Annotated in this window: 13 protein-coding genes; 12 read left to right on the top strand and 1 reads right to left on the bottom strand. The window is 49.7% G+C overall.

The window, feature by feature from the left end; all coding sequences use genetic code 11:
• The first annotated feature begins 121 nt into the window (after positions 1-121).
• The 8 genes from AF331_RS02675 (at position 122) to AF331_RS02710 (ending at position 9,066) form a co-directional block, all read left to right on the top strand.
• The gene (locus AF331_RS02675) at positions 122-1,861 is read left to right on the top strand and encodes a methylmalonyl-CoA mutase family protein (protein ID WP_053426641.1); all 1,740 of its coding nucleotides are present in this window, start codon (positions 122-124) and stop codon (positions 1,859-1,861) included.
• Complete coding sequence (gene scpA, locus AF331_RS02680) at positions 1,845-4,001, top strand: methylmalonyl-CoA mutase (protein WP_082346848.1); 2,157 nt, start codon at positions 1,845-1,847, stop codon at positions 3,999-4,001. Before AF331_RS02675 ends, scpA begins: the two co-directional genes overlap by 17 nt.
• Entirely contained in the window at positions 4,001-5,026 is a 1,026-nt protein-coding gene (meaB, locus tag AF331_RS02685) for a methylmalonyl Co-A mutase-associated GTPase MeaB (RefSeq protein ID WP_082346684.1), read from the top strand. Before scpA ends, meaB begins: the two co-directional genes overlap by 1 nt.
• Positions 5,027-5,096: 70 nt before the next feature.
• Complete coding sequence (locus AF331_RS02690) at positions 5,097-5,534, top strand: BrxA/BrxB family bacilliredoxin (protein ID WP_053426643.1); 438 nt, start codon at positions 5,097-5,099, stop codon at positions 5,532-5,534.
• 175 nt (positions 5,535-5,709) lie between these two features.
• Complete coding sequence (locus AF331_RS02695; protein WP_053426644.1) at positions 5,710-6,486, top strand: transporter substrate-binding domain-containing protein; 777 nt, start codon at positions 5,710-5,712, stop codon at positions 6,484-6,486.
• Between the two features lie 48 nt (positions 6,487-6,534).
• Positions 6,535-7,194 (top strand): amino acid ABC transporter permease, encoded by a 660-nt coding sequence (locus AF331_RS02700; RefSeq protein WP_053426645.1) that lies wholly within the window; start codon positions 6,535-6,537, stop codon positions 7,192-7,194.
• Positions 7,187-7,903: an amino acid ABC transporter ATP-binding protein gene (locus AF331_RS02705; protein ID WP_053426646.1), complete on the top strand. Its 717-nt coding sequence runs from the start codon at positions 7,187-7,189 to the stop codon at positions 7,901-7,903. The genes AF331_RS02700 and AF331_RS02705 overlap by 8 nt, the downstream gene beginning before the upstream one ends.
• A gap of 173 nt (positions 7,904-8,076) precedes the next feature.
• Positions 8,077-9,066: an aromatic acid exporter family protein gene (locus AF331_RS02710; RefSeq protein ID WP_053426647.1), complete on the top strand. Its 990-nt coding sequence runs from the start codon at positions 8,077-8,079 to the stop codon at positions 9,064-9,066.
• 17 nt (positions 9,067-9,083) lie between these two features.
• On the opposite strand, the gene prli42 is transcribed toward AF331_RS02710, so the two are convergent.
• Positions 9,084-9,179, bottom strand: coding sequence for a stressosome-associated protein Prli42 (gene prli42 / locus AF331_RS22105; RefSeq protein ID WP_148795406.1), 96 nt, complete (start codon positions 9,177-9,179; stop codon positions 9,084-9,086).
• A gap of 176 nt (positions 9,180-9,355) precedes the next feature.
• Here prli42 and mce point away from each other — a divergent pair, with 176 nt between their 5' ends.
• From mce to AF331_RS02730, 4 genes are all read left to right on the top strand, one after another.
• Positions 9,356-9,775, top strand: a complete 420-nt coding sequence (mce, locus tag AF331_RS02715) for a methylmalonyl-CoA epimerase (RefSeq protein ID WP_053426648.1) — start codon at positions 9,356-9,358, stop codon at positions 9,773-9,775.
• Positions 9,775-11,322: an acyl-CoA carboxylase subunit beta gene (locus AF331_RS02720; protein WP_053426649.1), complete on the top strand. Its 1,548-nt coding sequence runs from the start codon at positions 9,775-9,777 to the stop codon at positions 11,320-11,322. The genes mce and AF331_RS02720 overlap by 1 nt, the downstream gene beginning before the upstream one ends.
• Positions 11,323-11,746: 424 nt before the next feature.
• A complete protein-coding gene (locus tag AF331_RS02725; RefSeq protein WP_053426650.1) occupies positions 11,747-12,874 on the top strand; it encodes a tripeptidase T in 1,128 nt (375 codons plus the stop codon).
• Positions 12,875-13,013: 139 nt separating this feature from the next.
• The gene (locus tag AF331_RS02730) at positions 13,014-13,481 is read left to right on the top strand and encodes a chemotaxis protein CheW (protein ID WP_053426651.1); all 468 of its coding nucleotides are present in this window, start codon (positions 13,014-13,016) and stop codon (positions 13,479-13,481) included.
• Positions 13,482-13,491 lie beyond the last annotated feature (10 nt).

The raw sequence follows: 13,491 nt of genomic DNA on the forward strand, positions 1-13,491 counted from the left end.
CGGGACGTTTTTTCATATGCCCGCATTGAACCTGATGGCTTCTTTCTATATACTAAAATAGTAAAGAGAAAACATTTCGAATCTTCATATTTGTAAACGATTACATTATAGGGGGAGTTTCATGCTGCGGGAGATGAAGGAGCAGGAATTTGAAGCACGTACCGTCGAGGAGTGGAAGGCAGCCGCAGAATCGGCTTTGAAGGGGAAATCCTTTGATTCCCTCCGGACAGAAACCTACGAAGGCATAACATTGAAGCCTTTATATACAAAAGACGATCTTCCTTCCAAATTAGCGGCAACATCGCAGCGCAGGAGCCCAAAAGTGGCCCCGCGCATTTGGCGCAACAATTGGGAAGGGTTGTTCAAAGCATTGGAAGAGGCGATGGAGAAAGGACAGGAGTGCATTTCCTTCAGAGGGGATGAACTCGATCCCGAAGGCTTTCCTCCATTCATGGAAAAGATTCTTGCAAAGGGAAAAGATGCCGATGCATTCTTCCTCACCGATCGGGATTTTTCATTGATGAATGCGTGGAAGACGGAAAAAGGCGGGGCCTTCTCGGGAGTGTTCGGTTGGGATCCCGTATCTCAAGGACTCTTTTCCGGGAAAGATTGGGATGTTCCAGCTTGGATAAGGAATCTGGAAACCATCCATGGTTTTGCACCTGCCTTAAAGCCCATCATAATAGATCTTTCACCGTATCATAGTCAAGGTGCCCATGCGGTGCAAGAACTTGCACTGGCTCTTTCCGAGGGGGTCCTCTACATTGATGTTTTGCTGAAACAGGGGTGGACGATGGATCAAATCGCAGGGAAAATCCACATTCATTTCGCTGTAGGCAGTCAATTCTTCATGGAATTGGCGAAGATGAGGGCGTTCTCATCCCTTTGGAAGACCGTCATTCAAACATACGGGGATGATTCAACAGAACGGGGAAGCATGAGTGCCGAAACGTCTCCACTGAATAAATCCCGATTGGATCCATACGTCAATATGCTCAGAAGCGGAGGAGAAGCATTTGCCTCCACGCTTGGAGGAGTTGACTATATCGATGTTCAACCGTTTGACGGGAGTGGCGGAAGTGTTCTGGGAGAACGGATGGCAAGGAATATCCCCATGATCATCGGGGAGGAATCCCATCTGGACAAAGTGATCGATCCGGGTGCCGGATCGTATTATATCGAATGGCTGACCGAGGAAGTCGGTCGGAGAGCATGGAAAGAGTTCGTGCGGATCCAAGAGTCCGGAGGGGTCATTCCTTATATCGAGAGCGGGGACCTTGCACGTGATCTTGAAGCGGTGCACGCGGAACGATTGAATGACCTTTCTTCAGGTAAAAGCACGCTGATCGGTACAAATGCATACGCAAATCCTGAGGACACGCTCTCATCTGTGGAGGACGATCTGCCCGGGCGCCTTTCCCTCCCATATGAACGTCTCCGGGTAAGGGCACAGCGGATTGCAGAGAGGGGGTCAAAACCGATTGCCGGCATCATCGGTCTGGGGGATTGGAAGGATTATAAGGCGAGAGCCGACTTTACAAAAGGATTCCTGGCCGTCGGGGGCATATACACGAAGGAAAGCAGTCCGTGCCATACAAAAAGTGAGATCCTGAGATTCATAGAGGAAACAAGGTATTCCTATTATGTCATCTGTGGAACGGACGCAGAGTACGACCGTTTCCTGCCTGAAGCGTCCGAATCGATCATCGCCATTGATCCAGGGATCACCCTGGACATCGCCGGGTCGAGAACTGCTCCTGGGATAAATGGTTCGATCCACATGAGAATGGATGCCCTGGAGAAGCTGGACCGATTACTATCCATCTGGGAGGAGGGAATGAATGATGATGAACAAGCCTGATTGGTCTGCCATCGACCCGTTTGCTTCCGGGAACGGTGAAATAGGGAAAGAACATGATCGTTCTTATACAACAAACGAATCCATCGAGGTCAAGTCCCGCTATTCCGAACGTGATCTGGACGGCAGCGAGCATTTGAATGATCTCCCGGGAATGGCCCCTTTTACGAGAGGGCCCTATCCGACCATGTACGTATCCCGTCCGTGGACGGTGAGGCAGTATGCTGGATTTTCCACTGCCGAGGAAAGCAATGCCTTTTACAGAAGGAATCTGAGCATGGGGCAAAAAGGGTTGTCCGTCGCCTTCGACCTTGCCACCCACCGGGGGTATGACTCCGATCACCCGAGGGTACTGGGGGATGTTGGAAAAGCGGGTGTGGCAATTGATTCAATCCTCGACATGAAGATCCTTTTTGACGGGATCCCCCTTGATCAGATGTCTGTGTCCATGACGATGAACGGGGCCGTACTTCCGATTTTGGCTTTCTATATCGTCACAGCTGAAGAGCAGGGCGTAAGCAGGGAGAAGCTTTCCGGAACGATTCAGAATGATATTTTGAAAGAATATATGGTCAGGAATACGTATATCTATCCTCCCGAAATGTCGATGAAAATCATTGCGGATATTTTTGATTATACAGCCACGCATATGCCGAAGTTCAACAGCATCAGCATCTCGGGTTATCATATGCAGGAGGCGGGGGCACCGGCGGATATCGAGCTTGCCTACACCCTGGCAGATGGCCTTGACTATGTGCGCACGGGATTGAAAGCAGGGATCGGGATCGATTCATTCGCACCGAGGTTATCCTTCTTCTGGGCGATCGGGATGAACTACTTCATGGAAGTTGCGAAGATGAGGGCAGCCAGGCGCATCTGGGCCAAGATGATGAAAACATTTGAACCGGCCAACCCAAAATCTCTCGCCCTTCGTACCCATTCCCAGACCTCCGGATGGAGCCTGACCGAGCAGGATCCGTTCAATAACGTCACACGTACCCTTCTCGAAGCCCATGCCGCCGCCATGGGGCATACGCAATCGCTCCATACGAATGCACTGGACGAAGCCATTGCACTGCCGACTGATTTCTCGGCGCGGATTGCCCGGAATACCCAGCTCTACCTCCAGGAGGAAACGGGAATCACCAAAGTCATCGATCCATGGGCAGGTTCCTATTATGTGGAATCCCTTACCCATGAACTCATGGAGCGGGCATGGGAACATATCGAGGAGATCGAAGAACTGGGAGGGATGACCAAAGCCATTGAAACAGGCCTCCCGAAAATGAGGATCGAAGAAGCAGCTGCTCGGAGGCAGGCAATGATCGACTCTGGAGAAGAAGCCATCATCGGGGTCAACCGGTACAGACTCGATCAAGAGGATCCGATCGATACCCTCGATATCGATAACACGGCGGTCAGGCTGAAACAGGTGGAGAGAATCCGACAGCTCAAGGAAACCCGAGATGAGGGAGTGGTTCAAAAGGCACTCCACGATCTCTTTGAAACAGCAGCCTCCGGGAATGGGAACCTACTTGACCGTGCGGTGGCAGCCGCACGTGCAAGAGCGACGCTTGGAGAAATATCAGATGCTGTAGAAAGGGCATGCGGCCGGCATAAAGCCACGATCCGGAGCATCAGCGGGGTATACAGCTCCAATTTCTCCAATGAACAGGAAATCCGCGAAGTGCAGGGGATGGCAGAGGAATTTCTTGAAAATGAAGGAAGGAGACCTCGTATCCTCATCGCGAAGATGGGACAGGATGGGCATGATAGGGGAGCCAAGGTCATTGCCACGGCCTTTGCCGATCTCGGCTTCGATGTAGACATCGGCCCCCTTTTCCAGACTCCCGAAGAAACGGCGCTTCAAGCTGTGGAGAATGATGTGCATGTGGTCGGATTCAGCTCCCTTGCAGCCGGCCATAAAACGCTCCTTCCCGAGCTCGTGAAAGAGCTGAAGGCACTTGGAAGGGAGGACATCCTGGTGGTGATCGGCGGGGTCATTCCCGCGAAGGATTATGAATTCCTTCTATCCAACGGGGCATCTGCTGTTTTCGGACCGGGCACCATCATCCCCGTGGCTGCTCAAAAAGTAATCAAAGAGATCTACCGTGTTCTCGGATACGAGGAAGTGGTGGAGTGATGGCACCTCCTAAAAAGAAGTTCGTCAAGAAACAGGTTGCGCCGATCCCGATCGAGGAGATGAAAGAAGGCATCCTTCAGGGGAACAGGGCCTCCCTAGCCAGGGGCATCACCCTCATCGAGAGCAGTTCCCCTAAGCATTATGCGGCAGGTCAACAGCTATTGCAGGAGTTGCTCGGGTATACGGGCCATTCGCTACGGATCGGTATCACGGGCGTACCCGGCGCAGGAAAAAGCACATTCATCGAGCAATTGGGAGAGATGTTGTGTGAGGAAGGGATGAAGGTGGCGGTCCTTGCCATCGATCCGAGCTCGTCTTTAAGCGGGGGGAGTATACTTGGGGATAAGACCCGTATGGAGCTTCTCTCAAAAAATCCCCTGGCCTTCGTCCGGCCATCCCCGACGGCCGGAACCCTCGGGGGCGTCCACCGTCGGACGAATGAGACGCTCCTTCTGTGTGAAGCAGCCGGCTATGAAGTCATCCTGATTGAAACCGTGGGCGTCGGACAAAGTGAAGTGCTTGTCCGGCAAATGGTGGACTTTTTCATGCTTCTTGTCATTACGGGCGCTGGTGATGAGCTTCAGGGGATGAAAAAGGGAATCATGGAACTCGCCGATGCCATCGTCGTGAACAAGGCAGACGGCGAGAATCGCTCCCTTGCAGAGAAGACGAAAAAAGAATTGAATCAAATCCTGCATTTCCTTACGCCTGCCACAAAAGGGTGGACTCCGGGCGCCCACACGTGTTCCGCCCTGAAAAAGGAGGGGCTGAGCGAACTCTGGCAGCTGATCCGTACGTTCGAGCAAAAGATGAAGAAGTCACACGTCTTTGACAGCAGGAGGGAAAAGCAAAAAGAAGAATGGTTCCATACCATGCTGAAAGAGCGGGTTTTGACAGACTTTCTGTTCAATGAGAAGATCAAGGAAACGCTCCCCCTGATGGAAGAGAGACTGAAACGTTCGGACACCACGACGACAAAGGCGATTGAAGAACTATTGACCCTCTATAAGAGCGGGATCAGGTGAATTTTATTGAAACCACAGTAGGTTCATTGGTATGATAAGGATATGCTGAAAAGGAAAAGGAGAGGTCCACATGGATATAGATTTTAATTTACTTATGAATGATGTTGTCCGGCAGGCACGCCAGGAAATCGAAATGGCAGGCTATTCACAGCTGACAACCGAAGAGGATGTCGATCAGGCCCTCACATCAAAAGGCACCACCCTCGTAATGGTGAACTCCGTTTGCGGTTGTGCGGGAGGGATTGCTCGTCCGGCTGCGGCTCATTCCATCCATTATGATAAACGCCCGGATCGACTCGTGACGGTATTTGCCGGTCAGGATAAGGAAGCAACTGCGAAGGCCCGCAGTTATTTCACAGGATACCCGCCTTCCTCTCCATCATTTGCTCTGCTGAAGGATGGTCAGATCCTCAAAATGGTAGAGCGTCATGAGATTGAAGGACATGATCCAATGTCGGTCGTATCGAAACTGCAGTCGTACTTTGATGAATATTGCGAAGAAGTATAAGCGAAATCCCCATCTTGAAAGGTGGGGATTTTTTAAGAGGTTAAATATCAGAATATACAAACTTCTTAAAATATGTGAAAATAGTCTTGCATAACGCTCGTAATTTGCTAAAATACTTTTATGCAATAATTATTCATTATCACTTATAAATATTCAAATACAGGGGGCATAACACATGAAAAAGATACTACTATCTGCAGCAGCTGTCGCACTGACTTTCTCTTTGGCGGCATGCGGGACGAACAAAGACGAGACCACAACAGGAGATCCGAAAAAACTCGTGATGGGGACTTCGGCAGATTATAAACCGTTTGAATTTGTTGATACGGCCAACAGCTCCAAAATCGTAGGTTACGATATTGATGTAGCGAATATGATCGCAGACGAGCTTGGGTATGAAGTGGAATTCAAGGACATGGAATTCAGCGGTCTGATCACCGCTTTGAAGACGAAACAGGTGGATTTCGTTATGTCTGCCATGAGTGTCAAACCGGAGCGTAAGAAAAACGTTGATTTCAGTGATGTATATTATACTGCCGAAGACATGATCATCTCGACGAAAGAAAGTGGAATCAAATCGGAAAAGGATCTTGACGGGAAGACAGTGGGTGTGCAGTTGGGATCGATCCAGGAGGATGCAGCGAAGTCACTTGCCGAAAGCATGGATGTAAAGGTCGAAAGCAGGGACCGAATTCCTGAGCTCATCCAGGATCTGCAAAATGGCCGTTTCGATGCCTTGATCATCGAGAATACGGTTGCCAAGGGATACCTTGATAAAGAAGACAGTCTCCAAGGTGTGACCATGCCTGTGGATGAGGAAGAGTCAGGATACGCCATCGCCTTCCCGAAAGAAAGTAAGCTTACGAAAGAGTTCAATGATGAATTGAAAAAATTGAAAGACAGCGGGGAGCTCGATAAGCTTGCCGAAAAATGGTTCGACAACGAAGAATAAGGTTGAAGGGAAGGGGGTTCCCTTCCCCGGTTACTTGGAGGAGATAGCATGCCACTAGATTTCGCACAGCTCACGCCTTCGATTCCTTTCATACTTGAAGGGTTGAAGGTTACATTGAAAATTGTCGCCATCGCCGCGGTCCTTGGTTTCTTATTCGGTATCCTCTTGGCCCTATTGAAGATCAGCCGGATCAAACCGCTTATCATTCTGGCAGACTTATACACGTCCATTTTCCGCGGGACGCCGCTTGTCCTCCAGCTCATGATCATCTTCTATGGATCTCCACAGCTGTTCGGAACCCAGATAGAGGCCTCAGTCGCGGCCATACTTGCCTTTTCACTGAATTCAGCCGCCTACATTTCTGAAATCATCAGGGCTGGGATCAATGCAGTCGATAAGGGTCAGAAAGAAGCAGCCCTTGCACTTGGTGTTTCCTATCCGCGGATGATGATGGATATCATCCTTCCTCAGGCCATCAAGAACATCCTGCCTGCACTTGTGAATGAGTTCATCACTTTGACGAAAGAATCGGCCATCGTAACGGTGATCGGTGCAGCAGACGTCATGAGGCGTTCGTATATGGTGGGAAGCGATCTATATTCCTTTTTCGAGCCTCTCCTGTTCGCAGGGCTGATCTACTACGTCCTCGTCATCATCCTGACATTCATCGGGAAGCTTATTGAAAGGAGACTGAAAGGCAATGATTAAGGGAAGATCCATCCATAAGTCTTTTGGACAATTAAACGTATTGAAGGGCATCGACTTTTCCGTCGGGAAAGGGGAAGTGGTAGCCGTAATCGGTCCCTCGGGATCAGGAAAATCAACCCTTCTCCGCTGCCTTAATTTCCTTGAGGAGCCAACATCCGGTGATATTCATTTTGAAGAACAGCTGGTGAGCAAAAAGAATATCGGGAAAGTTCGTCAGGAAGTCGGGATGGTGTTCCAGCACTTTCACCTCTTCCCCCATTTGACCGTCCTTGAAAATGTGACGTATGCACCTGTCCGTGTAAAGGGAGTCTCAAAGGATCAGGCAGCCAAGGCAGGAATGGAACTCCTGACGAAAGTGGGGTTGAAAGATAAGTGTGATGAATACCCCAACCGTCTTTCCGGCGGACAGAAGCAGCGGGTAGCCATCGCAAGGGCACTGGCCATGGAGCCTAAAGTGATGCTTTTCGATGAACCCACCTCTGCCCTGGACCCTGAAATGGTTAAAGAAGTACTCGACGTCATGAAAGCACTCGCTCATTCGGGGATGACGATGGTGATCGTCACTCATGAGATGGGCTTCGCCAGGGAAGTGGCGGACCGGGTCGTATTCATGGACGACGGGGTCATACTGGAAGAAGGAAATCCTGTAGAATTCTTCTCAAATCCAACCAGCACAAGGGGCAAGGTCTTCCTTGAAAAAATACTGTGACGCCAAAACGGAGCTGCCTGAGCGGCTCCGTTTTTCTTTTGGAGTGGCTGTCACACTATTTCTAATTCAATTAAGGTTTTGAATCGGGCATCGCCCGACTTGAAATGTGGTATTCTATAAGAAGCCAAAATCAATCGATAGAAAAGGTTGTGACATATAGATTGAAAATACCTATGCTTAAAATTGGATACCGCACCCTGAAGACCGGTATAGGGACAGCGCTTGCCATCAGTGTGGCCCAGTGGCTTCACCTGGATAACTTCGTATCGGCAGGGATCCTCACCATCCTCTGCATTCAGAATACGAAGAAGAAATCCATCAATGCATCCTGGAGCCGGTTTCTGGCATGTGTCATCGCCATGCTTATGTCAGGTGCCCTCTTTGAGTTGATCTCCTATCATCCTGCCGTGATCGGACTCGTACTCCTCATCTTCATTCCAATCACCGTTGCGCTCAACATTTCTGAGGGAATCGTAACGAGTTCCGTCATCATCCTTCACGTATATTCCGCAGGGAGCGTCTCCCTTGGGTTGTATGAAAATGAGCTCGGGATCATTTTGACGGGAATCGGCATCGCCCTTTTGATGAATCTCTATATGCCCAGTGTCGAAACCAAGCTGGTGGAATATCAAGAACGGATCGAAGAGAACTTTTATAAGATCTTTTGTGAAATGATCAATTATCTTAAAACGAATGATGGTAAATGGGACGGGAAGGAAATCACGGAAACGGAAAAGCTTCTCAGGGAAGCGAAGACCCTTGCATTCAAAGACGTGGAAAATCACTTCCTGCGCCATGAAAATCTGTACTATCTGTATTTTAAAATGAGGGAAAAGCAGTTTTATATTCTTCAGCGGATCCTGCCCATTGCAGCTTCACTGTCACAAACCGTGGAACAGGGCCACCGGATCGCCGATTTCCTTGAGGAACTGCGGGATCATATCCATCCCGGGAACACCGCTCTCTTTTACTTGAAAATGCTCTATGATATGAAAGTCGAATTCGAACAGATGGAACTTCCCAAGACGCGCGAAGAATTTGAGACGAGAGCCGCTCTCTATCAGTTCGTCCGTGAAATGGAGGAATACCTGCAGTTGAAAAGCTCCTTCAAAGGAATCAAGAAATCACGAACCTTTCATACAAAAAAGTCCGCTACGTCGTAGCGGACTTTTTTGTATGGCTATAGCAGGAATGTCAATCCGGCCATGATGGTGGATGCGATCATGGCGAATAACATGATGAATACGATGATTCGTTGGATTTTCTTATTGCCCATGTAATGGTTCGCTCCAATCTGTTCGCGTGGTTACTCATCATTTTATCGTGAAATCTTCAATATAACAAGGATCCCGAGGTAAGAAAACGTTTACTTTTTTTGTGCTTATAGGAGGAATTTCGACAACATTTATGGAAATAGGATAGTGGTGATAGTGACAACAAGGGGATGAGAGAATGAAGAAAGTCGATCATATCGGAGTGGCTGTCCGCTCTATTGAAGAGGCACTTCCTTTTTACGAGGGCGTGCTGGGCATTCCGCTTTTAAAGGTCGAGGAGGTAGCCAATCAAGGGGTGAAAGTGGCTTTCCTCGATGCCGGGAATCTTAAGATTGAACTATTGGAGCCTATTTCTGATCAAAGCCCTGTCTCAGGATTTATTGAGAAAAGGGGAGAGGGGCTTCACCATATAGCATTTTCTGTCGAAACGATCGAAGAGAGGATCCAGGAGCTTAAAGAAAAAGGCGTCCGGATGATAGATGATAAACCGAAAACGGGTGCTGGAGGGGCTTCGGTTGCGTTCCTTCATCCGAAATCATCCATGGGCGTACTCTATGAACTCTGTGAGAAAAAGGCATCGAAGGGAGAGACACCATAATGGATATTTATGAGAAAATTGATGAACTATATGAGCGCAGGCGCGAAGTGGAGCTTGGGGGCGGAGATGAGCGGATTGACAAGCAGCATGCCAAAGGAAAGCTGACAGCACGTGAGCGGATCGAATTGCTCGTTGATGAGGGAACCTTTGTGGAATTGAACCCTTTCATTGAACATAGAAGCGTCGATTTCGGTTTGGAAGGAATGAAAGGACCGGGGGACGGGGTCGTGACCGGATATGGAAAGGTGGATGGACGGCCCATTTATCTGTTTTCTCAGGATTTCACCGTGTTTGGGGGAGCACTGGGTGAAATGCACGCACAAAAGATCTCCCATGTGATGGATCTTGCCGTTAAAAATGGAGCCCCGTTCATCGGACTGAATGATTCAGGCGGAGCACGGATCCAGGAGGGCGTTGTGTCCCTCGACGGTTACGGGCACATCTTTTACCGGAATGCCATCTACTCGGGAGTCATCCCTCAGATTTCCGTCATCATGGGACCTTGTGCAGGGGGGGCGGTGTATTCCCCTGCCATCACGGATTTTGTCTTCATGGTCGATGATACGAGTCAGATGTTCATCACCGGCCCGAAGGTGATCGAGACCGTGACCGGTGAAAAGATCAGCGCCGAGAATCTCGGAGGGGCGAAGGTTCACAACTCGATCAGCGGCAATGCCCATTTCAGGGGCAAAACCGAGGAAGAAGTGCTGAGCGAGGTCAGGAAATTACTCACCTACCTTCCCCAAAACAATGAGGAGAGGCCAGCTCGTATCGATTCAGGCGAATCAGATGATTATCGACCGGATCTCACCGACATCATCCCGTTCGATGCCATCCGTCCGTATGACGTGCGGACGGTCGTCAATCAAGTGGTCGATGAAGGAAGCTTCATGGAGGTTCAAAAAGAGTTCGCCAAGAACATCGTCGTCGGTCTTGCACGGATCAAGGGAGAAGTCGTCGGCCTGGTATGCAATCAGCCGAAGGTCATGGCAGGCGGTTTGGATATCGATTCATCTGATAAGGCGTCGAGATTCATCCGATTCTGTGATTCCTTTAATATTCCCCTCATCACCTTCGAAGACGTGACCGGTTTCTTCCCTGGCATCAAACAGGAGCACGGGGGCATCATCCGCCACGGGGCCAAGATCCTTTATGCGTATTCCGAAGCAACTGTGCCGAAGATGACCGTCATTCTCCGGAAAGCATATGGGGGAGCCTATGTAGCTCTCAATTCAAAATCCATCGGAGCAGATCTCGTATTTGCATGGCCAAACGCGGAAATCGCCGTCATGGGCCCACAAGGTGCAGCGAACATCATCTTTGCCCGGGAAATCGCATCATCCGACAATCCAGAAGCAGTCAGGGCACAAAAGATCGAAGAATACCGAGAGAAATTCGCCAACCCGTACGTTGCAGCATCTCGTGGCATGGTCGACGACGTCATCGACCCCCGCGAAACCAGGATCAAACTCATCCAGGCACTCGACATGATGAGGAACAAAAAAGAAGACCGCCCCAAAAAGAAACACGGAAACATCCCGCTGTAACAAGAAAAGCGTAGGCGGGGAGGGCTGACCCGACAAGCATAAGGCAGTCAGCCCAGAAAGGCGTCCTGTGCCTTTTTGGGTTGACTGCCTTATGACCTCGAGGGTCACCCCGCCGGAGCTGGACAAAAGAAAAGCGTAGGCGGCTAGCCCTGAGGCGACAAGCATAAGGCGGATCACTCGGAAAGGCGTTCTGTGCCTTTTTGAGTGATTAGACTTATGACCTCGAGCCTCAAGCCGCCGGAGCTGGACATTAAAGAAAAGCGGAGGCGGCTTCTTTCCCTATTCCGACAATCAAAAAGAGCTTATCCTGCCACCATCCGCTCAAATGGGGAAGGTTCCGGCCTGCATGAAAGCACTCTATTTGTGACGCCGGGGTATTAGCGCTATACTAGTAGAGTGATTACATAATGTTGGAGGTACGAATATGATCAATCAAGAGCGTTTATTGAATGAATTCATGGAATTGGTGCAGATCGATTCTGAAACTAAGGACGAAGCGGAGATTGCGAAAGTATTGACCGCTAAATTCACCGAACTTGGTGTGGATGTGTTCGAGGATGACACGACAGGTGTAACGGGACACGGTGCCGGAAACTTGATCTGCAACCTCAAAGGAACAAAGGAAGGTGCGGATACGATCTACTTCACTTCCCATATGGATACTGTCGTTCCTGCTAAGGGCGTCAAGCCTGAACTGAAGGAAGATGGCTATATCTATTCGGATGGTACGACCATCCTTGGGGCCGATGATAAGACCGGTCTTGCTACAATGCTCGAAGTCGTAAGAGTGTTGAAAGAGAACAACATCGAGCACGGTGACATCCAGTTCATCATCACGGCAGGGGAAGAATCTGGCCTCGTCGGAGCTAAAGCCCTCGACTCTTCACTCGTGAAGGCGAAGTACGGCTTTGCCCTCGACAGCGATGGGAAAGTCGGCAATATCATCGTGGCTGCGCCGACCCAGGCGAAAGTGAAAGCGACAATCTACGGCATTACGGCACACGCCGGGGTTGCTCCTGAAAAAGGCGTATCCGCCATCACCATCGCTTCAAAAGCCATCTCGAAGATGCCGCTCGGTCGTATCGATGAAGAAACGACGGCGAATATCGGACGCTTCGAAGGCGGAAAGGCAACGAATATCGTTTGCGAGCAAGTCGATATCTTGGCAGAAGCACGCTCCCTTGTTCCTGAAAAAATGGAAGCGCAAGTAGAAAAAATGAAGGAAGCATTCCATGCAGCAGCCGCCGAAATGGGTGGCAAAGCAGAAGTGGAGATCGAAGTCATGTACCCGGGATTCAAGTTCTCCGATGGGGATGAAGTCGTAGAAGTGGCAAAACGTGCCGCAGCGAAAGTGGGGCGTCCGAGTGAGCTTCTAACAAGTGGCGGGGGCAGTGATGCGAACGTCATCGCAGGATTCGGCATCCCGACGGTCAATCTAGCTGTGGGATATGAAGAAATCCACACGAAAAATGAAAGAATGCCTGTTGAAGAGCTGTACAAATTGGCTGAGATGGTCATTGCCATCGTGGAAGAAGCAGCATCATCTAAATAATACCGGCTCCAGAGAAAGGTTCATCAGCGCGTTTGCTGGTGGACCTTTTGTTCTGACTCCCCTTACATGGCAATCTATGGTACATTAAAAGGAAGACGAACGTCCAGGTCGAAAGACGGACGGAGAGGAGAGTCAGTTCATGGCTAAAGTCATTGTTTTTCACGCAGGGAAAGAAGAGTATGCCCTTCCCGTTGATACCATTGTTTCTATTGAAAAATCCGAGGGGATCAACCCGATTCCCCATCTTCCATCATTTGTGCTTGGGGTGACGAAGGTAAGGGGTGAACTCATTCCTGTCTTTGACCTTGCAGAAATCCTATATTCTTCATCACTCGACCGAACCGATGCGTTTCTTATCGTGGTGAAGAGTGAGATCATGACGATTGGCCTCCTTGTGAAAGAAGCCAAGGAAATCCTCGAGTTTTCCGATGCGGCCCTCACCCAGGTCGGTTTGCTTGCATACGGGAAGGCTGACTACTTCTCGGGCATCATCAATCTCGAGGATCGCATGCTCACCCAGATCAATCCCGATCGATTGGTGGCCGGATTGAAGGGCATTACTGACATCCAAACCTATGTCACGGAACAAGAAGTGCAATCCAACTAAGAAAGACGCG

Source organism: Rossellomorea marisflavi, assembly GCF_001274775.1.
Classification (GTDB): domain Bacteria; phylum Bacillota; class Bacilli; order Bacillales; family Bacillaceae_B; genus Rossellomorea; species Rossellomorea marisflavi.